At 63.7% G+C, this 25,894-nt stretch carries 25 protein-coding genes; 10 read left to right on the top strand and 15 right to left on the bottom strand.

The genetic code is table 11. The features are described 5' to 3' along the window. The 7 genes from IEV82_RS18575 to IEV82_RS18545 form a co-directional block, all read left to right on the top strand. Positions 1-712 (top strand): AMP-binding enzyme (locus tag IEV82_RS18575; RefSeq protein WP_188483568.1); only part of this gene is annotated, 712 nt, incomplete at its 5' end. A gap of 5 nt (positions 713-717) precedes the next feature. After that, positions 718-1,404 carry an adenylate kinase gene (locus IEV82_RS18570; RefSeq protein ID WP_188483567.1) on the top strand — a complete coding sequence of 229 codons (687 nt, stop codon included), beginning with the start codon at positions 718-720 and terminating at the stop codon, positions 1,402-1,404. Positions 1,405-1,476: 72 nt separating this feature from the next. Further along, the gene (locus tag IEV82_RS18565; RefSeq protein ID WP_188483566.1) at positions 1,477-1,764 is read left to right on the top strand and encodes a DUF4212 domain-containing protein; all 288 of its coding nucleotides are present in this window, start codon (positions 1,477-1,479) and stop codon (positions 1,762-1,764) included. A gap of 2 nt (positions 1,765-1,766) precedes the next feature. Beyond that, entirely contained in the window at positions 1,767-3,548 is a 1,782-nt protein-coding gene (locus IEV82_RS18560) for a sodium:solute symporter family protein (protein WP_188483565.1), read from the top strand. A gap of 99 nt (positions 3,549-3,647) precedes the next feature. Further along, on the top strand, positions 3,648-5,471 hold the full coding sequence (locus IEV82_RS18555; RefSeq protein WP_188483564.1) for a DUF294 nucleotidyltransferase-like domain-containing protein: 1,824 nt from the start codon (positions 3,648-3,650) through the stop codon (positions 5,469-5,471). A gap of 25 nt (positions 5,472-5,496) precedes the next feature. Continuing rightward, the gene (locus IEV82_RS18550) at positions 5,497-5,997 is read left to right on the top strand and encodes a hypothetical protein (RefSeq protein WP_188483563.1); all 501 of its coding nucleotides are present in this window, start codon (positions 5,497-5,499) and stop codon (positions 5,995-5,997) included. 4 nt (positions 5,998-6,001) lie between these two features. Next, positions 6,002-7,420, top strand: a complete 1,419-nt coding sequence (locus IEV82_RS18545; RefSeq protein ID WP_188483562.1) for a 3'-5' exonuclease — start codon at positions 6,002-6,004, stop codon at positions 7,418-7,420. Here IEV82_RS18545 and IEV82_RS18540 read toward each other — a convergent pair. From IEV82_RS18540 to IEV82_RS18530, 3 genes are all read right to left on the bottom strand, one after another. After that, a complete protein-coding gene (locus tag IEV82_RS18540) occupies positions 7,413-8,903 on the bottom strand; it encodes a tripartite tricarboxylate transporter permease (RefSeq protein ID WP_188483561.1) in 1,491 nt (496 codons plus the stop codon). The genes IEV82_RS18545 and IEV82_RS18540 overlap by 8 nt on opposite strands. Further along, positions 8,900-9,397 (bottom strand): tripartite tricarboxylate transporter TctB family protein, encoded by a 498-nt coding sequence (locus IEV82_RS18535; protein ID WP_188483560.1) that lies wholly within the window; start codon positions 9,395-9,397, stop codon positions 8,900-8,902. Before IEV82_RS18535 ends, IEV82_RS18540 begins: the two co-directional genes overlap by 4 nt. A gap of 81 nt (positions 9,398-9,478) precedes the next feature. Next, on the bottom strand, positions 9,479-10,456 hold the full coding sequence (locus IEV82_RS18530) for a Bug family tripartite tricarboxylate transporter substrate binding protein (protein WP_188483559.1): 978 nt from the start codon (positions 10,454-10,456) through the stop codon (positions 9,479-9,481). Between the two features lie 126 nt (positions 10,457-10,582). Here IEV82_RS18530 and IEV82_RS18525 point away from each other — a divergent pair, with 126 nt between their 5' ends. From IEV82_RS18525 to IEV82_RS18515, 3 genes are read left to right on the top strand one after another with little or no spacing between them, the layout of a single operon-like run. Beyond that, on the top strand, positions 10,583-11,500 hold the full coding sequence (locus IEV82_RS18525; protein WP_188483558.1) for a LysR family transcriptional regulator: 918 nt from the start codon (positions 10,583-10,585) through the stop codon (positions 11,498-11,500). Further along, positions 11,497-12,240 (top strand): sulfite exporter TauE/SafE family protein, encoded by a 744-nt coding sequence (locus IEV82_RS18520; protein ID WP_188483557.1) that lies wholly within the window; start codon positions 11,497-11,499, stop codon positions 12,238-12,240. The genes IEV82_RS18525 and IEV82_RS18520 overlap by 4 nt, the downstream gene beginning before the upstream one ends. Before the next feature lie 27 nt (positions 12,241-12,267). Then, positions 12,268-12,885: a glutathione S-transferase family protein gene (locus IEV82_RS18515; protein ID WP_188483556.1), complete on the top strand. Its 618-nt coding sequence runs from the start codon at positions 12,268-12,270 to the stop codon at positions 12,883-12,885. A gap of 4 nt (positions 12,886-12,889) precedes the next feature. Here the strand turns inward: IEV82_RS18515 and IEV82_RS18510 are convergent, their stop codons facing one another. From IEV82_RS18510 to IEV82_RS18455, 12 genes are all read right to left on the bottom strand, one after another. Then, positions 12,890-14,455, bottom strand: a complete 1,566-nt coding sequence (locus IEV82_RS18510) for a thiamine pyrophosphate-binding protein (protein WP_188483555.1) — start codon at positions 14,453-14,455, stop codon at positions 12,890-12,892. Then, the gene (locus tag IEV82_RS18505) at positions 14,452-15,558 is read right to left on the bottom strand and encodes a sulfite oxidase (RefSeq protein ID WP_188483554.1); all 1,107 of its coding nucleotides are present in this window, start codon (positions 15,556-15,558) and stop codon (positions 14,452-14,454) included. The genes IEV82_RS18510 and IEV82_RS18505 overlap by 4 nt, the downstream gene beginning before the upstream one ends. After that, on the bottom strand, positions 15,555-16,220 hold the full coding sequence (locus tag IEV82_RS18500; RefSeq protein WP_188483553.1) for a fumarate hydratase C-terminal domain-containing protein: 666 nt from the start codon (positions 16,218-16,220) through the stop codon (positions 15,555-15,557). The genes IEV82_RS18505 and IEV82_RS18500 overlap by 4 nt, the downstream gene beginning before the upstream one ends. Next, the gene (locus IEV82_RS18495) at positions 16,217-17,365 is read right to left on the bottom strand and encodes a CaiB/BaiF CoA transferase family protein (protein WP_188483552.1); all 1,149 of its coding nucleotides are present in this window, start codon (positions 17,363-17,365) and stop codon (positions 16,217-16,219) included. The genes IEV82_RS18500 and IEV82_RS18495 overlap by 4 nt, the downstream gene beginning before the upstream one ends. Continuing rightward, positions 17,362-18,318 (bottom strand): fumarate hydratase, encoded by a 957-nt coding sequence (locus tag IEV82_RS18490; protein WP_188483551.1) that lies wholly within the window; start codon positions 18,316-18,318, stop codon positions 17,362-17,364. The genes IEV82_RS18495 and IEV82_RS18490 overlap by 4 nt, the downstream gene beginning before the upstream one ends. Then, positions 18,315-20,078 (bottom strand): L-aspartate oxidase, encoded by a 1,764-nt coding sequence (locus IEV82_RS18485; RefSeq protein WP_188483550.1) that lies wholly within the window; start codon positions 20,076-20,078, stop codon positions 18,315-18,317. Before IEV82_RS18485 ends, IEV82_RS18490 begins: the two co-directional genes overlap by 4 nt. Before the next feature lies 1 nt (position 20,079). Continuing rightward, positions 20,080-20,418, bottom strand: coding sequence for a succinate dehydrogenase, cytochrome b556 subunit (sdhC, locus tag IEV82_RS18480; RefSeq protein WP_188483549.1), 339 nt, complete (start codon positions 20,416-20,418; stop codon positions 20,080-20,082). Further along, positions 20,415-20,744 (bottom strand): succinate dehydrogenase, encoded by a 330-nt coding sequence (locus IEV82_RS18475; protein WP_188483548.1) that lies wholly within the window; start codon positions 20,742-20,744, stop codon positions 20,415-20,417. The genes sdhC and IEV82_RS18475 overlap by 4 nt, the downstream gene beginning before the upstream one ends. Continuing rightward, positions 20,741-21,445, bottom strand: coding sequence for a succinate dehydrogenase/fumarate reductase iron-sulfur subunit (locus IEV82_RS18470; protein WP_229747921.1), 705 nt, complete (start codon positions 21,443-21,445; stop codon positions 20,741-20,743). The genes IEV82_RS18475 and IEV82_RS18470 overlap by 4 nt, the downstream gene beginning before the upstream one ends. Positions 21,446-21,625: 180 nt before the next feature. After that, entirely contained in the window at positions 21,626-23,872 is a 2,247-nt protein-coding gene (locus IEV82_RS18465) for a xanthine dehydrogenase family protein molybdopterin-binding subunit (protein WP_188483546.1), read from the bottom strand. A 2-nt stretch (positions 23,873-23,874) separates the two neighbouring features. Then, on the bottom strand, positions 23,875-24,336 hold the full coding sequence (locus IEV82_RS18460) for a (2Fe-2S)-binding protein (protein ID WP_188483545.1): 462 nt from the start codon (positions 24,334-24,336) through the stop codon (positions 23,875-23,877). A 154-nt stretch (positions 24,337-24,490) separates the two neighbouring features. Then, positions 24,491-25,759, bottom strand: a complete 1,269-nt coding sequence (locus IEV82_RS18455; protein ID WP_188483544.1) for a DEAD/DEAH box helicase — start codon at positions 25,757-25,759, stop codon at positions 24,491-24,493. Between the last annotated feature and the right edge of the window lie 135 nt (positions 25,760-25,894).

The following is a 25,894-nucleotide window of genomic DNA, read 5'->3' as shown; positions in this document are numbered from 1 at the left end:
GACCGAAACCGGCGGGCACCTGCTCACCCCGCTGCCCGGCGCGCATGCCACCAAGCCGGGTGCTGCGATGAAGCCGTTCTTCGGGGTGGTGCCCGTGGTGCTCGATCCGCAATCGGGCGCGGAGATAAACAGCTCTCCCACCGAGGGGGTGCTGGCGATCAAGGACAGCTGGCCGGGGCAGATGCGCACCGTCTGGGGCGACCACGAGCGGTTCGAGAAAACCTATTTCTCGGACTACAAGGGCTATTACTTCTCGGGCGACGGCTGCAAGCGGGACGCCGACGGGGATTACTGGATCACCGGGCGCGTGGACGACGTGATCAACGTCTCGGGCCACCGCATGGGCACGGCCGAGGTGGAATCGGCGCTCGTCGCCCATGCCAAGGTCGCCGAGGCCGCCGTGGTCGGCTATCCGCACGCCATCAAGGGCCAGGGCATCTATTGCTACGTCACCCTGATGAACGGGGTGGAGCCCAGCGACGAGCTCACCAAGGAGCTGCGCAACTGGGTCCGCACCGAGATCGGCCCCATCGCCAGCCCGGACGTGATCCAATGGGCCCCCGGCCTGCCAAAAACCCGCTCCGGCAAGATCATGCGCCGCATCCTGCGCAAGATCGCCGAAAACGACACCGGCAGCCTGGGCGATACCTCCACACTCGCAGACCCCTCGGTCGTCGATGAACTCATCGAAAACCGCATGAACAAGGGGTGAGCGGCATGGATGGAAGCACAACACCCACATCCGCGCCGGTCCTGATCCTGCTGGGCCCTCCGGGGGCCGGCAAGGGCACGCAGGCGCGGATGCTGGAAGAGCGGTTCGGCCTTGTCCAGCTCAGCACCGGGGACCTGTTGCGCGCGGCGGTGGCCAATGGTACCGACGCAGGCAAGCAAGCCAAGGCGGTCATGGAAGCCGGTGATCTGGTGAGCGACGACATCGTCATCGCCATTCTGCGCGACCGTTTGACAGACGCGGATTGCGTGCGCGGTGTGATCCTTGACGGGTTCCCCCGCACAACCGTGCAGGCCGAGGCGCTGGACACGCTGCTTGCGGAAAACGGGCAACGCATCAACGCGGCGATCAGCCTCGATGTCGACGATGCCGCGATGGTCGACCGGATTTCCGGGCGCTTCACCTGCGGGACCTGCGGCGAAGGCTACCACGACAGCTTCAAGGCCCCGAAGACACAAGGCCAATGCGACAAGTGCCAGGGCACCGACTTCAGGCGTCGCGCCGATGACACGGCCGAAACGGTCGCAGCCCGGCTTGATGCATATCATGCACAGACCGCGCCTCTTATCGCATTCTACGACGCACAGGGCGCGCTTGCCCGTGTGGATGCGATGGGGGCCATCGACGACATCGCACTGGAGCTTGGCGCGATCGTCACCACAGCCACCGCCTGAGCGGTCGCTGCACACAGGATACGTTTCCCCGCGCAATCGGGGCACGTCAACGTAGGAAGAGGAGGACCCGCGATGGCGGATCAAACATCTCAAAAGGCGCAGGCAGCCGGGAAGTCCGACGCGGGCTACTGGGCCGCAAATGTGCGCATCATTCTAGTCAGCCTGGTGATCTGGGCCCTGTGTTCGTTCGGCTTCGGCATCCTGTTGCGGCCGATGCTGTCAGGTATTCCGGTTGGCGGCACCGACCTTGGTTTCTGGTTCGCCCAGCAGGGGTCGATCCTGGTCTTTCTTGCGCTGATTTTCTTCTACGCCTGGCGGATGAACAAGCTCGACCGTGAATTCGGCGTCGAGGAGGAATAAGCATGGATCAGTTTACCATCAACCTGCTGTTCGTTGGCGCGAGTTTTGCGCTTTACATCGGCATCGCCATCTGGGCCCGCGCGGGCTCCACATCGGAGTTCTACGCCGCCGGTCGCGGCGTGCACCCGGTCACCAACGGCATGGCGACCGCCGCTGACTGGATGTCGGCGGCGTCCTTCATCTCGATGGCGGGTCTCATCGCCTTTACCGGCTACGACAACTCGACCTTCCTGATGGGCTGGACAGGTGGGTACGTGCTTCTGGCGCTGCTGCTGGCGCCGTACCTGCGCAAGTTCGGCAAATACACCGTGTCCGAATTCATCGGCGACCGCTTCTACAGCCCAACTGCACGGCTTGTGGCGGTGATTTCGCTGCTGGTGGCGTCGATCACCTACGTGATCGGCCAGATGACCGGTGTGGGCGTGGCCTTTGGCCGCTTCCTTGAAGTGTCGAACGAGGTAGGACTGCTGATCGGCGCCGTGGTGGTGTTCGCCTACGCGGTGTTCGGCGGCATGAAGGGCGTCACCTATACGCAGGTGGCGCAATATGTCGTGCTGATCATGGCCTACACGATCCCGGCCGTCTTCATCTCGTTGCAGCTGACCGGCAACCCGATTCCGGGCCTTGGCCTCTTCGGCACGGATCTCGAAAGCGGCTTGCCTCTGCTCCAGAAGCTGGACCAGATCGTGGCCGAGCTTGGCTTCCGGGAATACACCATGCATCACGGCGACACGTTCAACATGGTGCTCTTCACCCTGTCGCTGATGATCGGCACCGCCGGTCTGCCGCACGTGATCATGCGCTTCTTCACCGTGCCGCGCGTGGCGGATGCCCGTTGGTCGGCTGGCTGGGCGCTGGTCTTCATCGCGCTTCTCTACCTGACCGCACCTGCGGTTGGTGCGATGGCCCGTCTGAACATCACCGAGCAGTTCTGGCCGAACGGCACGAGCGGCGAAGCCGTGTCTGTCGAGCAGATCGCGACCGATCCGGCCTATGACTGGATGCAGACCTGGCAGCAGACCGGCCTTCTGGGCTGGGAAGACAAGAACGGCGACGGCCGCATCCAGTATTACAACGATGCAAGCCCCGCCATGCAGGAGCGTGCGGCGACCGAAGGCTGGGAAGGCAACGAGCTGACCAACTTCAACCAGGACATCCTTGTTCTGGCCAATCCCGAGATTGCCAACCTTCCGGGCTGGGTGATCGGTCTGGTGGCGGCGGGTGGCCTTGCGGCGGCCCTGTCGACAGCGGCGGGTCTTCTGCTGGCGATCTCGTCGGCTGTGTCCCACGACCTGATCAAGGGACAATGGAACCCCGGTATCTCTGAAAAGGGCGAGCTTCTGTCGGCGCGGATCGCCATGGCGGTTGCCATCGTGGTGGCCACCTATCTGGGCCTCAATCCTCCGGGCTTTGCGGCGCAAACCGTGGCGCTGGCCTTTGGCCTGGCGGCTGCGTCGATCTTCCCCGCACTGATGATGGGCATCTTTACGAAGGTGAACAATTACGGTGCCGTGGCCGGGATGCTGGCGGGTCTGATCGTGACCGTGATCTACATCTTCCTGCACAAGGGTTGGTTCTTTATCCCTGACACCAACAGCTTTACCGATGCCGATCCGCTGCTTGGCACGATCAAGTCGACAAGCTTTGGCGCGGTGGGAGCGCTGATCAACTTCGCGGTGGCCTTCACCGTGTCCAAGATGACAGCCGCGATCCCGCAGGAGATCGAAGAACTGGTCGAAAGCGTGCGTGTTCCCCGTGGCGCGGGCGTGGCGCAGGACCACTAAGCCGACAGGAGGCGCCGTTTGGGCGGCGCACCCCTGATACCGCGGTCCCGCGCCGGTCTTCCGGGGCGGGACTTTCTACTTCGGATGAAAGGGCATGCCATGACGCTATCCGACACATCCCTGATGCAGTTCCTGTCTGCGATCCATCCCTACGATTCCATGGAGCCCGCAGCGCTTCAGACCCTGATCGCCAGTTTCGACGTGCGCGAGATCGCGGCAGGCGGAATGATCTATGCGCTGGACGACCCGCTGGACGGGCTTTTCGTGGTCTACCGCGGCGAGGTCGAGGTGCGCGACGAGCATGACGTGCCGATCTCGCTTCTGGGCCCGCGCAATTCCTTTGGCGAACGCGGGTTGCTGCGCGACGGGACCAGCCTGACTTCCGCGCGGGCGGTGAGCGACACGACGCTGCTGATCCTGCCGGCAGAGCGGTTTCACCGGGCGATGAACGAAGACCCGGCGTTCCGGCGCTTTTTCAACCGCAGCCGATCCGAGCGCCCGAACAAGGCAAGCCTCGCTACCACGCGGGTCGAGTCGCTGATGGCGACCATGCCCCTGACTTGCCCCTCCGACACCGATGTACAAAGCGCGGCACGTCTGATGCGCGATGCGCGGGTGTCATCCATCTGCATCACCGAGGGCGGCACCCTGAAAGGCATCGCCACGATCCGCGACCTGTCAGGCAAGGTGGTCGGCGACGGGTTGCCGTTCGACACGCCGATCAGCCGTGTGATGACGCCGGGTCCGGTCACCCTGCCCCCGTCGGCCATCGGGTCAGACGTGCTTCACATGATGATGGAGCGGCGCATCGGGCATATCCCGGTGACGCAGGTGGGCAAGCTGGTGGGCATTGTCACCCAGACAGACCTCACCCGGTTCCAGGCGGTCAGCTCGGCCGAGCTTGTGTCCGAGATCGCCCATGCGGGCAGCGCCGAAGACATGGCACAGGTCACCCGCCGCATTCCGCAACTGCTGGGCCAGCTTGTGGCAGGCGGCAACCGCCACGAGGTCATCACACGGCTGATCACCGATGTGGCGGATACCGCGACGCGCCGTCTTCTGGCGCTGGCCGAAGAGCAGTTTGGCGCGCCGCCGGTGCCGTATCTCTGGCTGGCTTGCGGGTCTCAGGGGAGACAGGAACAGACCGGCGTGAGCGATCAGGACAATTGTCTCTTCCTCGATGACAGAGTGACCGAACCCGACATGCCCTATTTCGAAGCCCTCGCGCGGTTCGTCTGCGACGGGCTGGACACCTGCGGCTATGTCTATTGCCCCGGCGACATGATGGCGACCAACCCGCGCTGGCGGCAACCCGTACGCGTCTGGCGCGAGTATTTCACCAGCTGGATCAAGACGCCCTCGCCCGAGGCGCAGATGCTGGCCAGCGTCATGTTCGACCTGCGCCCCATCGGAGGGGCCAAGGGGCTGTTCGAGGATTTGCAGACCGCAACCCTGCGCAAGGCGTCGGCCAATTCGATCTTTGTCGCGCACATGGTGTCGAACTCGCTCAAGCACACGCCACCCTTGGGATTGTTGCGCGGGTTTGCCACGATCCGGTCGGGCGAGCACAAGAACATGATCGACCTCAAGCACAATGGCGTAGTGCCGGTGGTGGACCTGGCGCGCATCTACGCGCTGCAAGGCAAGCTCACGGCGGTGAACACGGCGGCACGGCTTGACGCGGCCATGGAGGCCGGGGTTCTGAGTAAATCCGGCGGCAAGGATCTGCGCGATGCCTATGACCTGATCGCCGAAACCCGGCTCGAGCATCAGGCGGCACAGGTTCGTGCTGGCATCATCCCCGACAATTTTCTAAGCCCGACAGACCTGTCGGATTTTGAGCGAAGTCATCTACGCGATGCCTTCGTGGTGATAAAGTCGCTGCAATCGGCAGTTGGGCACGGGCGCGGCATGCTGAGCTGACGCGCATCGTTTGGGAGGACGATTGATGTTTCTGGAACTGATCGCGGTGATTGTCGCCGGCATTGCCGGGGCGGGCGTGATGATGCTGGTTGCCCGGATCGCGGGCGCCCGCGTGCCGAAATGGCTGATCCCGGTGGCGGCGGGGGCCGCGATGCTGGGCACGACGATCAGCAGCGAATACAGCTGGTTCTCGCGCACGGCTCAGGCATTGCCCGAAGGGCTCACCGTGGTGCAGACCGCCGAGAATACCGCGTTTTACCGCCCCTGGACCTATGTGGTGCCCTATACCGACCGCTTCATCGCGCTGGATGCGGGCAATGTGCGCGCCAATTCCGAGGATGCGGCGCTCTTCATGGCGGATATCTATTTCTTCCGCCGCTGGGGCACCGTTCAGGCAGTGGAACTGATGGTCAATTGCGACACCGGCCAGCGCGCCGATCCGGCTTTGGGCGATGGTGGCGATCCGGTCTGGCGCTCCACGCCCGGGGATGATCCCATCGTCACCGGCGTCTGCGACCGGGGGTGAGACCATGCTGTCAAACCTCAGCCTGCGCCTGCGCATCTTCCTGTTTTTCTGCCTGCTGGGCCTTGGCGCACTGGCCTCGGTCGGCGTGGCGCTGTGGTTCGGCCATGCCCGCGCGATCGAGACCACGGTTGCCAACGGATTCACCTTTGCGGCCATCCTTGCGGCGTTCCTGATCCTTGGGCTGACGGTCGCGATCTGGCTTCTGTTCGACGAGAACGTCGCCAAACCCATCGAACGGCTGGCCGCGCAGATGCGGAGCCGCGCCCATGCCGGTGTCGAGGGCGAATTGGACATGCAGGGCGCGCGCTATCTGGGCGATCTGGCCCCGGCGGCATCGGCGGTGACCCGTCAGCTGAACGACACCGCCCTGACCACGGCACAGGCCATCGCACGGGAAACCGCGCGCCTGACCACCGAGAAAGCCCGTCTGACGGCCCTGCTGACCGAGATCCCGGTGGCAACAATTCTCGTCAATCCGAATAGTCAGATCGTGCTTTACGACGGACAGGCCGCAGAGGTGCTGGCGCAGCTGGGCGTACCGCGCCTGAACGCGCAGATCACCGAGTATTTCGACCCCAGCAGCCTTGGCGCGGCGGTGGGCACATTGGGCCGGACCGGCATGGATGTGCAGTTCACCGCGCAATCGCCAGACGGCACACAGAGCTTTGACACGCGGCTCAAGCCGATGGACGGCGGTGGCTACCTGATGGTGATCGACAGCCAGACGCTGGACCTGTCGCCCGATGCGCCGCGCCCGCTGGTTTATGATTTCGACCTGCTGGATCAGCAACGCGGTGCAGCCGAGATGGACATCCTCGACCGGCCTCTTCGGGGCCTGTGCTTTTCAGTGTTCGACACGGAAACAACGGGGCTTCTGCCGCACAAGGACGACGTTGTGCAGCTGGGTGCTGTACGGGTGCTGAACGGACGCATCATCGAAGGTGAACAGATCAACCAGCTGGTCGATCCGGGACGACCGATTCCGCCTGCGTCGACCAAGGTGCACAAGGTCACCGACGCGATGGTGCGCGGCAAGCCGGATATCCGGACGGTGGCCAAGCGGTTTCACGACTTTTCCCGCGACGCGGTGATCGTGGCGCATAACGCGCCCTTCGACATGGCGTTCCTGCACCGGCAGGCCAAGGACACGGGTGTCACCTGGGATCATCCGATCCTCGATACGGTGCTGTTGTCCGCCGTGTTGTTCGGGGCCAGTGAGCGGCATACGCTGGATGCGCTCTGCGAGCGCCTCAATGTCTCGATCCCGGCAGAGCTGCGCCACACCGCGCTTGGGGATGCCCGCGCCACGGCCGAAGTGCTGGTGAAGATGCTGCCGATGCTCGAAGCGCGCGGGCTGACCACCTTCGGTCAGGTGATCGAGGAGACGCGCCGCCATGGCCGCCTCCTCGAAGATCTTAACTGAGCGGCACGCGTTTGCGCAGCGTGCTGCGGGTAATGGCGAACACGGTCAGACATGTCAGGAACCAGAAGAACCACGTGATCGGCCCCCGGAACAGGATGATGGGATCGCTGCCCGACATCAGCATCGCCTGGCGGAAATTGTCCTCGAGCAGCGGGCCAAGGATGAACGCGATCAGGAACGGTGCGGCAGGGATGCGGTTGCGCATCATGATGTAGCCGACCCAGCCCATGACGAACATCACACCCACGTCGAAGATGTTGTTGTTCACCGCAAAGACGCCGTAGATGCACAGGATCAGAACGCCGGGCATCAGGATGCGCTTGGGCACATCCGCAACGAACCGGAACCCCCTGATCGCCACCGACCCCACGATCAGCAGGAAGACCGAACTGACGATCAGGCCGATGAAGAGCCCGTAGATGATGTCGACGTTGAGAATGAACATCATCGGACCGGGTTGCAGCCCGTGCACCATGAAGGCACCGATGATGATCGCGGTGATCACGTCACCCGGCACACCGAGCGCAAGCAGCGGGATCAGGGTTGCGCCTGCCACGCCGTTGTTGCCGGATTCGGAGGCCGCGACCCCCTCGATCTCTCCCTTGCCGAAATTGGCCTGGTTCTTGGACGTACGCCGCGCCTCGGAATAGCTCAGGAAGGCCGCAGGCGCTGCCCCGATGCCGGGGATGGAGCCGAGGAACACGCCGATCATGCTGCCCCGGATGATGCTCTTGAAGCTGTTCTTGTAGTCCGCCCAACTGCACCGCGACTTTCCCAGCGCCCGGGTCTTGCCCAGATGCGCCACAGGGTTCCATGCCATCGAGATGATCTCGGGGATGGCGAAGAGACCGATCAGCACCGCGATGAAGTTCAGCCCGCCCATCATGTTCGGATTGCCCAGAGTGAAGCGGTTGGTGCCATAGACCAGATCAAGCCCGATGGTCGCCAGCAGCAGCCCTGCCAAGGCCGACAGCGCGCCGCGCAACAGGCTTTCGCCCGACACGCCCGCGATGATGGTCAGCGAGAACAGGATCAGCGCAAAGAACTCGGGCGGGCCGAAGTTGAGCGCGAAGGACGCGAGCCACCCTGCAAAGAGGATCAGCGCGAGATTCGACACCGCGTCGGCAGTACAGGACGCATAAAGCGCCATGCCCAGCGCGCGCCCCGCCTCACCGCGCTCGGCCATCGGGTGCCCGTCAAGGATCGTGGCAGACGAAGCCGGTGTGCCCGGCGTCTTGATCAGGATGGCGGGGATCGAGCCGCCAAAGATGCCGCCCTTGTAGACCCCCAGCAAAAGCAGGATCGCGTTGATCGGGGTCATTGCAAAGGTGAAGGGCAAGGTCAACGCCACCGCCATCGTCGCGGACAATCCGGGGATCGCCCCGGCGATGACCCCGACGACCAGACCAATGAACAGCATCAGGAAGGCTTCGATATTTCCGACCAGCGCAAAGCCGGCGGCGAGAGAGTCCATCAGGCTCATGGCAGCCTCACGAATTCACCCTGCGGGATCGCCACACCGGCGACATGCGCAAAGAACGCGTAAAGCAGAAGCGGCACAACCACCGCGCAGACAACGGCGGCCACAGGGTGCCGCGTGCGAAACAGGAAGGCGCAGGCCGCAAAGGCCAGCATCGCGGTCCAGACCATGCCCAGAAGTGGCAGGCCGAACATGACCAGCAGCATGATCGCACCCAACGCGCCAAGCCGCATCCAAGGTGCCGAACCTTCGGGATGACCGGTTTCCTCATCCTCGAACGGGGTGTCCGTCGCCGAGGTGACCGCGTTGAACAGCAAGGCCAGCCCGATGAACGCGGTGAACCCAGCCAGAACATAGGGCCAGAACTTTGGCGACAGGATGATGTTGCGGACGTTGGACGGGGCAAAGACGTAGTTTGGAATGGCGTAGAACATGAGAAACAGCGCGAACAGGGATGCAACGATCCCCAGGCGCAGGTGCAGCGATTTCTGGGACATGGGCAAGGGGGCTCCGCAGGTGGAAACGCCGAGGCCAAAGGGCCCCGGCGTAAGCTAGGTCTGGGTCATCGGATCAGGGTCTTAGCCCTCGATCCGCATCCCCAACTCGTCGACCAGTGCCTTGAACACCGCGTACTGACCGTTGATGAAGTCGATGGCCTCTTCGGGACTCATCACATCGATGACCGAACCCATGGATGCCATCGTATCCGAGAACTTGGCGTCCTGTGCGGCCTCGACGATCCAGTCGCCCCACTTGGCGCTGACATCATCCGGCAGACCTGCGGGACCGGCGATGCCTGTCCAGCCGACCAGCGCATTCAGGCGCGGCTTGCCCAGATCGTTTGCCGTCGGTGCATCGAAGCCGACAACCGGCTCTTCGGTGGTGACCAAAATCGGCTTGAGCTGATTGTTCGCCACGAAATTCGCCAAAGCGGATGTGTTGGTGCAGATAAACGTCACCGTACCGTTCAGAACCGCTGTAGCTGCTTCACCGCCCCCCTTCTGGGGAATATGCGTGGCAGCGTTCAGAGGGTCCTCGACGCCGAATTCCTTGAGCACCATCGCACCGGCAAGGTGCAGCAGCGATCCGACACCGGAGGAGCTGTAGCTGACGCCCCCTTCGGCCACCTTGGCGACAAGGTCATCCATCGATTCGATGCCGCTGTCCGGGCGCACCGCGCAGGCCACGGGGTTGATCTCGTAGACCGTGACAAAGCGGAAATCATCCAGCGTGTAGGGCAAGGTTGCCTTCATCGCCGGGTTGACCGAATGCGATCCGACACGCGCGAACAGCATCGTGTAACCATCGGGCTTGGCGTTCTGCACGGCAACCGATCCGGTCGCGCCGCCTGCCCCGGTGACGTTGGCCATGATCAGCGGCTTGCCCGCAGCGGTGCCCAGTGCCTCGGCAATGGTGCGTGCGGAAATGTCCGTGGCGCCACCGGCACCGTACGGAATGATCATGTTGATCGGGCGTTCAGGGTATTCCGCCATCGCCGTTCCAGCAATGAGGCCCACCCCGAGCGCCAATGCCGACCCTAGAGTCCGTAGTTTCATAGTCTCCTCCCAAATTGAAGTTCAGGCCCTGTTGCGGGCTCTTGACTTACGTTAACCTTAAGTAGAGCTTTGACGAAGAAATAAAAAATTACAAGTTCTGTAAGCAAAGCAAACACAAACACGCGAATGTCCATCAGGTTGCTCAAAACACTGGTCGCCGTGGCCGACCACAAGACCTTCAGCGCGGCTGCGGATGCGGTGTTCATCACCCATGCCGCGGTCAGCCAGCAGATGCGCACGCTGGAAACCGACCTTGGCATTCCGCTCTTCGACCGCAGCCACCGGACCCCCGAACTCACGCCACTGGGCCGGGCCGTGGTCGCCCGTGCCCGCACGCTGGTGCAGGATTACGACACGCTTGTTTCTTCGGTACTGGGCGATGACGGACTGACAGGAGATGTGGTTCTGGGTGCAGTGCCGACCACGCTGATCGGGCTGGCACCGCTGTCCATGTCGATCCTGCGCGCACGGTTTCCCGAATTGCGGGTGCGGATCACCCCTGCCCTGACCGCCGCACTTCTGTCGGGCCTGGACCGCGGCCATTACGATGTCGCCATAGTGACCAAGCCCGTGCTGTTGCCGCTGGGCCTTGTCTTTCTGCAGATCGCGGAGGAACCGCTGCATCTTATCACCGGGTCCGAGGTCACCGAAACCGATCCTGTCCGCATTCTCGAAACCCAGCCCTTCATCCGGTTCAACCGCGATGCGGTGGTCGGCACGGTGATCGAGACCTGGTTGCAGGAAAACGGCATCCGCGTCAGCGAGGCGATGGAGCTTGAAAGCCTTGAGGCGATTTCAAGCATGGTCCATGCCAATCTGGGTGTCTCGATCGTGCCGCGCCCTTGCGTGACCCGTCCCTTTGCCATTCCGCTCAACCACGTGGCGCTTGGGCCGACGCCCCCGTCGCGCATCCTCGGGCTGGCCTATCGCAAGGAACATCCCAAGCTGCGGGTGATCGAGGAAATCCACGCCGCGATGCTGCGCGCGGTTCAGAATCATCCACCGGAACAGCCGCCCAATGCCGAAGCGACACAAGTCTCATGAGTATCGAGGCGATTGTCTTCATCACCCTTGGCGCCTTTGCCGGGGGGTTCATCAACGGGCTGGCCGGGACCGGAACCGCGCTTTTTGCGCTGGGATTCTTTCTGGTCGCGCTCGATCCCGTGGGCGCGGTGGCGATTGTCGCGCTGATGTCTGTGGTCACCGGGGTGCAAGGGCTCTGGGTGGTCAGGGTTGCGATGACGCAGAACGTGGCGCGGCTGATGCGGTTCATCATCCCCGGCCTGCTTGGTGTTCCAGTGGGCATTTCTCTGCTCAGCTTCATCGACGCGGACACGCTCAAGCTGGTGATCGGCGTGCTGCTGCTGGTCTATGGCGGGTTCTTCAGCTTTCGCGCCAACCTGCCCAAGTTCGAACGCCGCACGCCGGTGCTTGATTCGCTGATCGGTCTGACCGGCGGCGTGCTGGGCGGGATGGCGTCATTGTCGGGCGCGCTGCCGGTGATCTGGTGTTCGATGCGACCCTGGCCCAAGGCCGAAACCCGCGCCGTGTTGCAACCCTTCAACGTGAGCGTGCTGCTCACCACCACCGTGATGCTCTGGTGGCGCGGCGCCTATACCGCGCCGACGATCACCGCCTTCCTGATCGCGCTGCCCACATCTTTGATCGCGGCACAGATCGGTATTGCCGTCTTTCAACGCATCTCGGACAATATCTTCAGACGGCTGCTGATCGGGCTGTCGCTGCTGCTGGGGCTTGGAATCCTGATCCCCGCGCTTTTATGATCATCGCACCTTACCGGAGGAAAACCCGTGCTGACACTCTATTATGCCAAGGGATCATCCGCCCTTGCGCCGCATGTCCTTCTTGAAGAGGTCGGCGCAGAATACGCCGTCCACGAGGTGCCGATCGCCAAGGGAGCCAATACCGAAGCGGCCTATCTCGACATCAATCCCAAGGCCCGCGTGCCCGCGTTGATGACACCGAACGGCGTGATCACGGAAAACCCCGCCATCCTGACCTATATCGCCGCGATCCACCCGCAGGCGCAGATGCTGCCCGACACACCGTTCGAACGTGCCGAGGCCGATGCGCTTTGCGCCTATCTCTGTGCCACCGTGCACGTCGCTTTCGCCCATCTGCAACGCGGTGCACGCTGGGCCGACAGCGCCGACGCGCATGAGGCGATGAAGGCCAAGGTCGCCAGCAATCTGGCAGACTGCGCGCGGATCGTCGAAACCCATCATATCAAGGGGCCGTGGGCAATGGGCGATCGCTACACGTTCTGCGACGCCTACCTGTTCCTGATGCCGCGCTGGATGGCCAAGGCCGGTGTGGACCTGTCGGATTACCCCAAGCTGCAGGCCCATCACGACGCGATGCTGCACCGCCCGGCGACATTGGCCGTGATGGCGGCGCACGGGATTTAGCGCGTCATTTCACCACCGGAGCCGGTGTGCCGTCGATCCGCACGTTGATGCAAGCCGGTTTGCCCGATGCGATGGCACGCCGCAGGGCATCGGGCACCGCGTCAAGCTCGGTCACGTAGACCCCAAAACCGCCCAGCGCGGTCACCACTTCGTCATAACGCGCGCCACTCAGGCCGCAGCCATGCACCCGGTCCTCTCCGAACTCGCGGATCTGGATCTGGTGTTCCGCGTTCCAACGCAGGTCATTGCCGATCACCGCCACGAAGGGCAGATTTTCCCGCACGGCAGTTTCGAACTCGCCCAGGTGAAAGCCGACCGTGCCATCGCCCATCAACGCAACCACGGTGGCTGTCGGATCGGCCGCACGGGCTGCCATCGCGTAGCACAACCCGCCGCCAATGGCGCCCGACACGCCGTTGATGATCCGGCGCGGGGCAGACACATTCGCCTGCGCCCATTGCCCGAACTCACCGCCATCACAGACCAGAACCGGCGTGTCCGCCTCTTGCAGCACTACATGAACGGCAGAGCATAAAGTGTTGGAGGTCAACGCGGTTTCGTCACTGGTCATGCTGCGGCGCGCGCAAGCAGCGCGCACCCTGTCTGCCCAGTCGCCCACACGGGGCGGCGGAGTACCCAGTGACAATCCCCTTGCCACGTCATTCGGATCAGCCTCGACGCTGCGGGTCAGGCGTTCGGCGCAGTTGATGCGCGCACGGGACAGCTCGACCGGATCGGCATGGACCACGGCCCATCCCGCCTTGGGGGCAGCCGCGCCGAATTGGAGGGTAAAGTCCAGCGGCTTGCCCAGCAACACCACGCGGTCCGCCTCGCCAAAAACCTGCGCCACAGCGCCCAGCGACGGATCGTTCAACCCGCGCGGGCTTTCCATCACCACGACAGGAGCACCTGTCGCCTGCTCCAGCCGAGCTGCCAGTCCCGGCTGCCGGGTGGTGTTGAGGGCTGGACCCAGCACCACAATCGGACGCTGCGCCGCGTCGATCCAATCGCGCAGATCAGCGACATTGACCGGATCAGGCTGCACCGCTTTCGTCGCCGTTGCGGGGGCGGCCTCGGCCATCAGGATATCGGCAGGCAGGGACACATGCACGGGGCCGGGTCGGCCCTGCATCGCCACATGAACCGCCTTGTCGATCACCTCGGCCAGATCGGCAGCTCGTGTGACCCGCACAGACCACTTGGTCAAAGACTGCGTGAGCGCGACCTGATCCATTTCCTGGAACGCGCCCTGCCCGTCGCGCGCCACCGGGCTGTCGCCACTCAGCAGCAGAACCGGACTGTCCGACGCCCGCGCCGTCAGCAGCGGCCCCAACGCATTGCCAAGCCCAGCCCCAGCGGTCACCAACGCCACGCCAAGCCCACGCGACAGCTGCGCATAGCCTTCGGCCATGTAGACCGTCGCCGCCTCGTGGCGTGTATGGTACAACCGGATCCCCGCATCGAGGCTCGCATCGAAGAGCGGCATGATCTGGTTGCCCGAGAGCGCGAAGATGTCCCGGACCCCATGCGCCGCAAGGGTCTGCATCACCACATCGGCGCCGCGCGTCATGTCGCGGCCTCGGCCACATGGACCCGCACGCGGTGCACCGAATTGTTCGCAAATCCTGCCATGTCGAAGGGCGCCTCCAGTGGTTGCGTGTTGCCGTTTGCATCGGTCGCGCGGCAGGCCAGATCGAAAACTCCGGGTGTTGCATCCCAGTCGATGCGCCAGCCGGTCCAGGCATAGGTGTCGGGGCGGCCAGTCAGTTCGGCGTCCTGCCATGTGTCGCCCAAGCGCACCTCGACCTTGGTGATCGGCACCCCGCCGCCGGACCACGCCCGACCCTCGAGCGTCACGCGCCCGGCCTGCAACCAGCGCTGCCGCGTCACCCAATCGGGCACACCGGGAGGCTTCATCAGCGATTTCACCCGGATCGTGGTGACCGGCGTGCCGGGATCGTCCTCGTTTTTTCGCAGGCGGTAGGTCTGAACCTGTTGAAAGCCCTGATACCGCTCGGTCAGCGCCGTGATCGTCGTCAACCACTTGACCGACGCCATGCCGTACCAACCGGGCACGATGATCCGCAAAGGCGCCCCGTGCTGCGGCAAGAGCGGCTGACCGTTCATGCCCCAGACCAGCATCACGTCCAGATCCGCGATCTGATCCGGCGTGAGGCTACGTCCAAAGTAATGCGGCTGACCTTTGTCAAAGCCGAAATCCGCTCCAAGGAATGCGAAATCCTGCACGCCCGAGCGTGGCTGCGCGCGTTCCAGCAGCGGCGCAAGCGGTGTACCCGCCCATTTCGACGTGCCCACTGCCTCGTACATCCACGGCATCGAGAAGCAGCGCGGGCTGACCCCAGCTCGCCCATTGCCCGCGCATTCCAAAGTCACCGGACGTGTCATTTCAGGCAGCGCGCGGATCTCGTCCATCGTCAGGCGGAACGGCGCATCGAACGCGCCCTCGAAGGACAGCACATGCGCGGCCTCGTCCAGCACCGGGACATCGAAATGGTTCAGCAGGTAATGCGTGCCCGTGGGGGTGATCTCCAACCCCAGCGTCTCCAGCAGCGCGCCGGAATTGCGGTTGGCCAGAGCCACTTCCTCGCGCGAGAACACGCCTTCCGTGACGGACGGACGTTTCGCGCCGGGCGCAAATGGGTTTTGGGTCATATCACCTCGTCAGAGCGGTCGTCACTTTCGCCGTAGCGCTTGAGCACGGCAGGTTTCGTGCCTTCATACACCCGCGCAATGTTCTTTGCGATCTTGGCATTCTCCCGTTCGAACAGGCAATCACCGTTCAGGTCCGAGGCCACGATGAACGGCCCCATCTTGCGGCAACGAATGACCCACATCGCCTGCGCAAGACCCAGTTCCTCGTTCCAATGCACCGCTTCGACATTCTCGACTCCGCGCCCCAGAAGCGCGCCGGTTCCGTAGCCGACGGTGGACAGGTAGACCGCACCATTGGGCACGAAGTAGGATTTGTAATCCTTGGAGGTCATGCCCCCCTTGCCGATGATCAGCTTGGCGCCGGTCTTTTCCATCCATTCCGGCAGCCATTTTGCAAAGCGGAACGACGCCGTGGCGGTCACTGCCCCCATGTCGAAACTGCCATCGGGGTTGATCCGCGCGGCGGGCGAGCAGTGGAAGTTGGCCGCACTCTGCGACGGCAGCTCCATCGGGATATTCGCCTGCTCTTCGAGCGCGCGCATATAGACCCCTTCGCGGGCCGTATACATCAACCCGTCAAGATAGACGATGTCGCCCAGCCGCAACTCGGCAATCGCCTCGGGTGTCGGGGTTGTCGACAATCGGATTTCGCGCGGTTTCATGGCATGACCTTTTCAAGCGAATTGGCGACGATCTCGGCCGTGTGTTGGCCGAACGCAGGCACCGGTTCAAGTCGGTCCGGGCTCCACGGCGCACTGAACGGCAGGCTTGGCGCACGGACGGTGATGCCGAGCTGCGGCACCTCCAATGGCAACCACGCTCGGCTGTTGGTCATCTGGGGATGGTCCAGAACCTCGGCCAGCGTGCGTATCTTGGCAGCGGGCACATTGGCGGCGGACAGCTTGTCCTCCCACGCCTGCGCATCATCGGTGAGAAAGACCGTCCGAAGCGTTGTGGCGATCCGGGTGTCGTCCGTGTCGTCTGCCAGATCAGCCTGACCAAGCGCCGCGCAAAGGCGCTTCGCCTGCGCGGGTGTGTTTGCGGTGATCACCAATGATCCCTCTGCGGTGTCGAACCGGCCTGAAAAGGGTGTATCGGCAAAAGCGCGATTGCCTTCCAGCCCGCGCAATTGACCGGTTGTTTCGTGATGGATGGCATAGGCCCCCATGAACGTGGTCATGGCATCGAGCATCGACACCGACAGCCTCTGCGCCTCGCCCGGTCTACGTGCTTTCTGAAGCAACGCCCCGAGCAGCGCCGCCACAAGCGCCTGGCCTGCCACGTAATCCACGATCGGCAGGCCCACCCGCATCGGCCCGCTGCCCGGATCGCCTGTCATCGCCATCAGCCCGCTGATCCCCTGAAGGATGTGGTCATAGGCGGGGCGGTCAGACAGAGGCCCCTCTGCGCCATAGCCATTCAGGCTGGCATAGATGATGTCCGGCCGCATGCTCCGGATGTCGTCGAATCCGACACCCAGCCGGTCAACCACGCCGGGGCGGAAATTCTCGACCATCACATCGGCGGTCTTGGCCAGTTCAAGAAGCTGCCCGCGTTGTTCCGGGTCCTTGAGGTCGAGCACGATGGATCGCTTGCCACTGTTCTGGCTGAGGAAGGATGCACCCAGCCCGGCGTCCTTCATGGCATGCGTGCCACCGTGACGCCGGACGAAATCGTCGTTGTTCGGGCGTTCCACCCGGATCACATCGGCCCCCATCAGGGCCAGTTGTCCCGTCGCATACGGCCCGGCCAGAACATGGGTCAGATCAAGGATCCGAACACCCGTCAGAGGGCCATCGCGTGTCATTCCGCCGCTTCCTGCATCGGTTCCCACTCCACGGTCTCGCGACGTTGGTACGGCGTGAACCAATCCGGATCGGTGCGGTGCTCGACCCGCCCGTCAGGATAGATCCGCGCCACGGCCCGGCGCGAGGACAGGCAGAAGGCGTGCACCGACATGGGCATCCCGCCGGTGTGGCAATAGCCCACTTCGATGTTGCAATCGATCACCATGTTCTTGCCGACAAAACCCATCGCGCCCATGCCGATGGAATTGCCAAGCTCCTTGAACTCGTCCTCCATCTCGGCGATGCGGGGATCGGAATTGCGACTGCCCACAATGCGCAGCACCGACGCGCGCTTGCCCAGCGTCATGCAGATGTCTTTCGACCCGCCCAGCCCGATCCCGATGATCGCCGGCTGGCAGGCCAGACCGCGTTTGCCGAAGGCCATCAGGCTGTCGAGGTAGAAGCGCTTGATCCCCTGGACGCCATCGCTGGGAAACAGCATCCGGTAATCTGTGCCGAAGAGCCCACCCTTGTGCACCGTGATCAGGTCGATCCAGTCGCCCTCCGGCTCGAACCCGTATTCGATCTCGGGCGCGCCGATCCCTACGTTGTTGTTGTGATCCGTCCGCCACAGCGGATGCACCCGGTTGGGCCGCAGCGGCACGCCGTTGGTGGCAATTGCCGTGGCCCGCCGCAGCGCGGTTTCCAACGCACACATGCCGCCTTCGACTGTTGCGTCATTGCCCAGCTTCACGAACCAACGTGGCACACCGGTGTCGCCGCACATCGCGCGGCGGTCTTCCTTGGCGGCTTCGTAATTGTCGAGCATCGCCTTGAGCACGAAGGACGACAGATCCCCGTCCTCTGTCTCGGCGGCCTTTTGCAGACCGTCGAGGTAATCCTCGGGGATCTCGATGGCGGCCTTGTCCATCAGGGACTCAGCAGTTTTCTGGATCAGGTCTATCGGGATCATTGCGCGGCCACCAATGTCTCTGGCTCCCCGTCGGGAAGCACGGTTTCACCCGGGCGCACGATGGTGAACTGCACGTCCTCGCGCCCCACCTCGACCGCGCCGTCCACCTGACGGGCGATGGTGAAATAACTGTCCTCCATTGCGCCCGCGTCGGGGAAATCCTCGCGGTAATGCGCGCCGCGCGAATTGTCCCGCGCGAGTGCCGCCTTGGTGATGACCTCGGAGATATCACAGAGCGACCGCAGGTTCAGCCAGTCGTGCCATGTCAGGTTGAAGGCCAAGTTGTCCGCCGCAACGCCGACATCGCCCAGCGCGTCCGAGATTTCGGAAATCCGCGTCAGCCCGCGTTTCAGCCCGGCCTCGGTGCGCATCACGCCGACCTCGTCCCACATCGCCTCCTGCAACTGCTTGCGCAGCGGCAGAACCAACGCCGGCTTGCGCGTCAAAGGATGGCAAGCGCGCGCCAGTTCGGCCTCAAGCACCGCCTCGTCGGGGTCGCGCAGCGCGCCCATGCTGCGAATGTCGGTGCCCATCACGTCGCCCGCGATACCGCCATAGACGGTAGAATTGGCGACACCATTGCCGCCCAGACGGTTCGACCCATGTGCGCCGCCCGCGTCCTCCCCGGCGACATACAAGCCTTCCATCGCCGTGCGCGTGTCCACATCGACCACGACACCGCCCATGAAATAATGCGCCGTCGGCACCACCTCGACCTTGCCCGCGGCCAGATCGAACCCGCTGTCAGAACAGCGCTTGACCATGCCCTTGAACTTTTCGCGTACAAAATCCGGCCCAAGATGGGACATCGAGATGAACACGCCCTGCTGTTCCGGATTGTTGTTCTTGCGCATCTCGGAATAGATGCCGCGGCTCACCACGTCGCGGGTGGCGCGTTCGCCCTTCGCGTCGTAGTCGAACATGAAGCGCTGGCCGGAATGGTTCACCAACTGACCACCCGCCCCGCGCAAACCTTCCTCGAGGACCGTGCCGGTCATCCGCGTGTGATCACCCGCAAGCAATCCCGTCGGATGGAACTGCACCATCTCCATGTCGCGCAGCGGCAGGCCGACGCGCATGGCCATGGCCAGCCCGTCCATCGTCTTGTCGCCCGAGGGTGTGTGGTACTTGTACATGGTCGGGCCGCCGCCCGTTGCCATCAGCACCGTCTTGGCGCGCACAAATCGGAACTTGCCCGTCCGCATGTCGATCATTAGTACACCGGCCAAGGCCGATCCGTCCTTCGTCGGGATCAGGCCGATCGCGCGGTGTTCCTGCAACTTTTCCACCGGGCGGGACAGAACCTGCTCCATCAGCCGGTTGATGATCTCGATGCCGGTCAGGTCGCCCTTGTGAACGGTCCGGTCCGCGGTCTGCCCGGCAAAGGCCTTCTGGTGCAACGACCCGTCGCCGTTGCGGTCGAAGAAACAGCCGATCTCGTTCTCCAGCTCACGGATGCGCACCACCGACTGTTCGCAGAGCCGCCACGCCATGTCCTGATTGGGCAGCCATTTGCCGCCTTCGATCGTGTCCATGAAATGCCGCTCGACGGAATCGCCATGACCCAGCGCCACGTTGTAACCGCCCTGCACCATCCGCGTGCAGCCACATTTGCCGATCAGGCCCTTGACCGCGATGGTCACCTTGGTGCCCTCGGGCGCGGTCTGCATCGCGTGGAGCGCGGCAAACATGCCCGCGCCCCCGGTGCCGAGGATGAGGATATCGGTGTCGTGCCGGTCGATGTCTTTTGTCGTGAACATATCAGATCGCCTGCATGAGAAAGGTTGTAGAGACCAGGAACGACCCGGCCACCGCCGCCGCCGCCCATGTCTTTTGCGGCGCGGACCAGGGCAGCCATTCCAGCGCCAAGAGCCGCAACCCGCCAAAGAGATGCACCGCCAGCAGGAACACCAGACCGAACTCAGCCGCCTTGACCAGCGGCATCTCGGTCAGGGTCAGGAATGCATCCAGCTTGGCCGCATCGTTGAGCGCATAGGACAGCACCCAGAAATGCAGCGGCAGGAACAGGGCAAGGCCAAGGCCCGACAGCCGGTGCAGGATGTAGGCCAGCCAGAGCGGATGGGCGCGCGCGACCTTCATGCCGTCACCGCCCAGACGGCCTGTGCGCCCAGAGCGAAGAGGCCCAGGCCGATGAGCGCCGACGCCCCGTCCCGCATCCCGCCGCGCAGGCCCGCCCATTCACCAAGGATCGTGCGCAGACCAATACTGGCATGGATCGACACCGCGATCACGAACATGCCGTAGAAGGCGAACCAGAACACCGACCCCTGGGTGCGGCCAAGGATTTCCGCCGCCGACAAGCCGCCTTGAATGGCGTAGATCATCACGCCGATATGCACGATCACGAAGGGCGCCATGACCAAGGCCGACAGGCGTTGCGCCATGTAGAGGTGAAACTCGGTCATTTGCGCCCCCCGAAGAACCGCTTGGCCGTCGCGCGCTTGAGACCAAGAATGGCCGACAGCGGGTCCAGCTCGTTCGGGCAATAGGTCGTGCAGGACCCCATCGAATGGCAGGAATGACAGCCGCCCTTGCCGGACACCGCGTCCAGAATGGTATCGCGGTCCGCGTCCTTGGCATCGTTGAAAAGCGTCCACGCCCGCTGCAGCGCCGCCGGCCCAAGGTAATCGGGATTGCCCGCAACCGTGTCACAGGCGGAATAGCAGACCGAACAGTTGATGCATTCGATCCCGGCATTGGCTTCTTGCCGGTCGGACGCCACCGGATCAATCGCCTCGATGGCGTCATGCCGCGTGCGGGTCGGGTGGTGCATGCCTTCTGCGGCGACCCACTTGTCGAAGAACGGGTCCATGTCGGCGGCCAGATCCTTGATCACCGGCAGGTTGCGCAGCGGCCCGACCTCGATCGCGCCGCCCTTCGAGACCTTGCCCACATGGGTGCGGCAGGTCCAGCGCGGCACGCCGTTGACCATCATCGCACAGCTTCCGCACATGCCGACGCGGCAGGCGAACCGGTAGGTCAGGGTCGGGTCGGAATTCTGCTGAATCCACGACACCACGTCCAGAACCGTCTGATTGTCATAAGCCGGGACTTGAAATGTCTGTGGCTGCAACGGCGCATCAGGCCCGCCGCGCTGCACCGTCACAGTTAAATGGTCTTGCTCTGGCACCTGAGAGCCCGCCTTTCATCATTTCAACGTGGTGGCATCAACGATAACGGTCAGCGCAGGTAACGAAAAGGCAAATAATTTAACTGTATCTGTAAGCAATACTTTATGTAGAGAACCGCATCCATTTCTTACCACCCGGTAAAAAATCGGCCTGGCTCAAACGAAATCCACCGCCCTGCTGAACGGCATCTCGCGCAGCCGTGTGCCGGTGACCGCCCAGATCGCCCCGGCCAGCGCGGGTGCTGCGGGCGGCACGGGCGGCTCTCCGATCCCGAGCACGCGGTCGCCATTCTCCAGCCCGCGCACCATGATCGCGGGGCATTGGTCCAACCGCATGCCAGGGTTGGTGTCGAAATTGGTCTGTTCGGCCACGCCACCCGCATAGGTGATTTCGGAATTCATCGCATGGCCGAGCGCATAGATCACCCCGCCTTGAATGAGGTTCTCGAAATTCACCGGATCGACGACGCGGCCCACCTCGGCGGCAACCCAGACGGTGTCGATGCGCAGACCGTTGTCGGTGTCGGTGACCTCGATCACCTGCGCGCAATGCACGCCAAAGGACTTGGTCAGCGCCACGCCGCGCCCGGTGCGTGACCCGTCGGCCTGACCGCCGATGCCGGACCAGTCCGACATCTCGGCCACCGCTTCGAGCACCTGCCGTGCGAGCGGATCGCTGCACAGGCGCAGGCGTTCCGCCATCGGGTCAGCGCCTGCCGCCGCGATCAATTCGTCCAGCGCGGCGTTGTAGAAAAACCCGTTCGAGGATGCGCCCACCGACCGCCACGAACTGATCGGCGCAAGTTCCGGCGCGCGATACCCCGTCACCCGCTGGTGCGGGATGGCAAAGGGCTGATCCCACGCGCCAGACACGATCTGGCTGTCGGGTCCGGGGGCGGACTGGTTCTGACGGCTGAGCTGCGAGGCCATGACCGAAGGCATGGCGATGCCCAGATCCAGCGCCTCGACCTGACCGTTCGCCACCTTGCCCCGCAGCCGCGCCATGGCGATCTGGCGGGGGAAGTCATGCAGCATGTCCTCTTCGCGCGAATAGGTCAGCTTGACCGGTGTGCCCTTCATCTGCATCGCGATCTCGGTCGCCTGCTTGACCACCTCGTCTTCAAGGCGATGTCCGAAACTGCCCCCCATCATCAGCGCATGCACGGTCACATTGTCCGCCGGGATGCCAGTGATCCGGCTGACATTGGCCTGAATGAAGCGCGGGATCTGCGTGCCGGTCCAGACCTCGACGCGGTTATCCTCGACACGCACGATGGCGTTGACCGGCTCCAGCGGCGCATGGGCCAGATAGGGCGCGCGGTATTCGGCGGTGAGGATTTCGCCCTCGCCAAGCGCGTTTTCCACATCGCCATCATCGCGTTTCCGGCTGTCCTGCGCATCGGGGGTGAAGGCGGCTTCCAGAGCGGCCCAGTGATCCGCTTGTTGGGGCGGGGAAGACGGCTCTTCCCATGTGACATTGATCGCCTCCGCAGCACGGAACGCGCGCCACGTGTTGTCGGCGACAATGCCCAAGCCGCCGGTGATCGGGACCACCGCCTGCACGCCACGCATGGCCAGCGCGTCGGACGCATCGTAGTCGGCCATGCCGCCGCGCTGCGCGGGGTTCATCAGGACCGTGGCGTGCACCATCCCGTCCACCGCAGCGTCGATTCCGTAGCCTTGCGTGCCGGTGCTCTTGGCCAGCATGTCGATCCGCTGCATCGGCTTGCCGATATAGCGCCATTGATCCGGCGTGCGGAGGGCAACGTCCTGCACCACCTCGGCATCTGCCAGATCGGCGGCGAGGTCGGTATAGGGGATTTTTTGACCATCCGGTAAAATCACGGCCCCGGCGCGGGTGGTCAGATCACCCGCAGCCACGCCCTCCCGCTCTGCCACGAACGCCTTGATCGTCTCTCGCGCCGAGGCACCGGCCAGACGCAGCTTTTCGAACTGGTCGGGAACGGTGGTCGACCCGCCGGTGATCTGAAGGCCCATGACCTTCATCACGCTGTTCACGGCGCCTTCGGCCATGGTGTGCATCACGCCAGCGGCGGGCACCATGAAATCGGCGGCCTCAGCCGCAAGCGCGGTGTTCCAGTAAGCCGGGCTGGGCGGGCCGGGATCGGCTGTGATCTGGTCGAGATCCACATCCAGTTCTTCCGCGATCAGCGCGGCCTGCACATGGTAGGCGCCCTGCCCCGAATCCGCACGCGGTGTGATGAGGGTGATGCCATCGGATGTGATCTTGACGTAAGGTGTCAGCACGGCCTCACCCGCCTTGGCGGTCAGCGGGTTCCCGTGCGGTTTGCGGACAGTGAAGATGCCAAACGCGACTCCGCCGACAACGGCGACGGACCCGACAAGAAACGTGCGGCGGGCGATGGTTTTGAGGCGTCCCATGATCAGCCCTCCTGCATCATCGTCGCGGCGCGTTTCACTGCGGCGCGGATGCGGGGATAGGTGCCGCAGCGGCAGAGGTTGCCGGACAGGGCGTCGTCAATGTCCTGATCTGTCGGGCTGGGGTTTTCGGCCAGCAGCGATGCGGCCTGCATGATCTGCCCGGACTGGCAGTAGCCGCATTGCGCGACCTGTTCGGTGAGCCATGCCGCCTGAACCGCGTGCAGCGCGGCAGGTGTGCCCAGACCTTCGATGGTGCGGATGTCAGCCCCGGTCGCGTCGACCGCCCAGGTCTGGCAGGACCGCACGGCAACGCCATCCAGATGCACGGTACAGGCACCGCATTGCGCAATGCCGCAGCCATATTTGGTGCCGGTCAGGCCAAGTTCATCGCGCAGGACCCAGAGCAGCGGCATGTCGTCTTCGACATCGACCTCGTGGATGGTTCCGTTGATCCTGAGTTGCATCGCGTCATGCTCCGTATCCCGCTACGTCCCGTTTACCATATAGGGGCGATGCCGAGGGACGGAGAGTTGACCTAGGGTCAAGACAGCAGACCCTGCAAAAATGCAAAACGGCCCGCCGATGTGGCGGGCCGTTTGCAAAATCACCGGATCAGTCTCAGGCCGCCTTGCTGGGCCTGCTGCGGCGGCGGCGGTTGCCGTTGGGCTTGGCCGTCGCACCGGCGGGACGGCTCTGACCACCGGTCTTGCCACCCCGGCCCTGACCGCGGGTTTGCGGCTTGCGGGCGACCGGGTCTTTGGGCGCTTGGCCGCTGGCGACCACGATCTCGATCTTCATCAGCTTTTCGATCTGGCGCAGCAGATCGGCCTCGTCGGGTGCACAGAAGGCAATCGCCTCACCTTCACGACCGGCACGCGCCGTCCGGCCGATGCGGTGGACATAATTGTCCGGCACGTCGGGCAGTTCGTAGTTCACGACATAGGCGACACCGGGAATGTCGATGCCGCGCGCGGCCACGTCGGTGGCGACCAGCACCTTGATCTCGCCGTCGCGGAACGCCTTGATGGCGCGGTCCCGCTGTCCCTGGCTCTTGTTGCCATGAATGGACGAAGCGTTGTAGCCATCGGCCACCAGAGACTTCATCAGCTTTTCCGCGCCATGCTTGGTGCGGGCGAAGACCAGCGTCAGCGCGTCCATGTCACGTGACAGGATCTCGCGCAGCTTGGCGGGTTTGTCAGCCTTGGAGATGTGGTGCACCGATTGGGTGACCTTGTCCGCCGCCTTGCCCGGAGGCGAGACCTGCACTTTTTTCGGATCGGTCAGGTAGGATTTGCTGAGCTCTTCCATCTGTTTCGGCATGGTGGCCGAGAACAGCATGGTCTGGCGCGGCGTGCCGAGTTTCGGAGCGATCCGGCGCAGGGCGTGGATGAAGCCCATGTCGAGCATCTGGTCAGCCTCGTCCAGCACGAGGTGCTTGACGGTGCGCAGATCGACCGCCTTGCGGTCCATCAGGTCGATCAGGCGTCCGGGCGTCGCGACCAGGATGTCGGTGCCCTTGAGCAGGTGGTGGATCTGCTTGTTGATGGACTGGCCACCGACCACGACATTGACCTTGAGATGGGTCTTCTTGGTCAGGGTGCGGAGCGCCTCGGCGATCTGGTTGACCAGTTCGCGCGTCGGCGCGAGGATCAGCGATTTCGCGGTCTTCGCGGCGGGACGATCGGGGCTGTCCATGAGGTGGCTGACCAGCGGGATGCCGAAGGCCATCGTCTTGCCGGTGCCGGTCTGGGCGAGACCCATGACGTCATGACCCGCCATCGCCAGCGGAATCGCCTGGTCCTGGATCGGGGTGGGGGTGGTGAGGCCAGCCTCTTTCAGAGCGGCGAGGAGTACGGGCTTGAGGCCCAGCGTTTCGAAATCAGACAAAATTTATCCTTTACGTCCACGGGCATCATGCCGGCGGAGGGAGTTCTGCCGCATCACGCGGCAAACGAGGGTGTCCGCAGGACCTTAAGACATTACGGGAGCGCCCCGCACCGTCTGGTACTGCGTCAGGGACCC

It is taken from the genome of Marivita lacus (assembly GCF_014637725.1).
In the GTDB taxonomy this organism is placed as follows: domain Bacteria; phylum Pseudomonadota; class Alphaproteobacteria; order Rhodobacterales; family Rhodobacteraceae; genus Marivita; species Marivita lacus.
The sequence above is the reverse complement of the archived record's forward strand: the minus strand, read 5'-3'. Positions and strand labels throughout refer to the sequence as shown.

What these genes read in the sequence shown, in the direction of transcription:
- IEV82_RS18570 (WP_188483567.1), top strand. Translation starts at nt 718, where the DNA reads ATGGATGGAAGCACAACACCCACATCCGCGCCGGTCCTGATCCTGCTG.
- IEV82_RS18565 (WP_188483566.1), top strand. Translation starts at nt 1,477, where the DNA reads ATGGCGGATCAAACATCTCAAAAGGCGCAGGCAGCCGGGAAGTCCGAC.
- IEV82_RS18560 (WP_188483565.1), top strand. Translation starts at nt 1,767, where the DNA reads ATGGATCAGTTTACCATCAACCTGCTGTTCGTTGGCGCGAGTTTTGCG.
- IEV82_RS18555 (WP_188483564.1), top strand. Translation starts at nt 3,648, where the DNA reads ATGACGCTATCCGACACATCCCTGATGCAGTTCCTGTCTGCGATCCAT.
- IEV82_RS18550 (WP_188483563.1), top strand. Translation starts at nt 5,497, where the DNA reads ATGTTTCTGGAACTGATCGCGGTGATTGTCGCCGGCATTGCCGGGGCG.
- IEV82_RS18545 (WP_188483562.1), top strand. Translation starts at nt 6,002, where the DNA reads ATGCTGTCAAACCTCAGCCTGCGCCTGCGCATCTTCCTGTTTTTCTGC.
- IEV82_RS18540 (WP_188483561.1), bottom strand. Translation starts at nt 8,903, where the DNA reads ATGAGCCTGATGGACTCTCTCGCCGCCGGCTTTGCGCTGGTCGGAAAT.
- IEV82_RS18535 (WP_188483560.1), bottom strand. Translation starts at nt 9,397, where the DNA reads ATGTCCCAGAAATCGCTGCACCTGCGCCTGGGGATCGTTGCATCCCTG.
- IEV82_RS18530 (WP_188483559.1), bottom strand. Translation starts at nt 10,456, where the DNA reads ATGAAACTACGGACTCTAGGGTCGGCATTGGCGCTCGGGGTGGGCCTC.
- IEV82_RS18525 (WP_188483558.1), top strand. Translation starts at nt 10,583, where the DNA reads ATGTCCATCAGGTTGCTCAAAACACTGGTCGCCGTGGCCGACCACAAG.
- IEV82_RS18520 (WP_188483557.1), top strand. Translation starts at nt 11,497, where the DNA reads ATGAGTATCGAGGCGATTGTCTTCATCACCCTTGGCGCCTTTGCCGGG.
- IEV82_RS18510 (WP_188483555.1), bottom strand. Translation starts at nt 14,455, where the DNA reads ATGACGCGCGGCGCCGATGTGGTGATGCAGACCCTTGCGGCGCATGGG.
- IEV82_RS18505 (WP_188483554.1), bottom strand. Translation starts at nt 15,558, where the DNA reads ATGACCCAAAACCCATTTGCGCCCGGCGCGAAACGTCCGTCCGTCACG.
- IEV82_RS18500 (WP_188483553.1), bottom strand. Translation starts at nt 16,220, where the DNA reads ATGAAACCGCGCGAAATCCGATTGTCGACAACCCCGACACCCGAGGCG.
- IEV82_RS18495 (WP_188483552.1), bottom strand. Translation starts at nt 17,365, where the DNA reads ATGACACGCGATGGCCCTCTGACGGGTGTTCGGATCCTTGATCTGACC.
- IEV82_RS18490 (WP_188483551.1), bottom strand. Translation starts at nt 18,318, where the DNA reads ATGATCCCGATAGACCTGATCCAGAAAACTGCTGAGTCCCTGATGGAC.
- IEV82_RS18485 (WP_188483550.1), bottom strand. Translation starts at nt 20,078, where the DNA reads ATGTTCACGACAAAAGACATCGACCGGCACGACACCGATATCCTCATC.
- sdhC (WP_188483549.1), bottom strand. Translation starts at nt 20,418, where the DNA reads ATGAAGGTCGCGCGCGCCCATCCGCTCTGGCTGGCCTACATCCTGCAC.
- IEV82_RS18475 (WP_188483548.1), bottom strand. Translation starts at nt 20,744, where the DNA reads ATGACCGAGTTTCACCTCTACATGGCGCAACGCCTGTCGGCCTTGGTC.
- IEV82_RS18465 (WP_188483546.1), bottom strand. Translation starts at nt 23,872, where the DNA reads ATGGGACGCCTCAAAACCATCGCCCGCCGCACGTTTCTTGTCGGGTCC.
- IEV82_RS18460 (WP_188483545.1), bottom strand. Translation starts at nt 24,336, where the DNA reads ATGCAACTCAGGATCAACGGAACCATCCACGAGGTCGATGTCGAAGAC.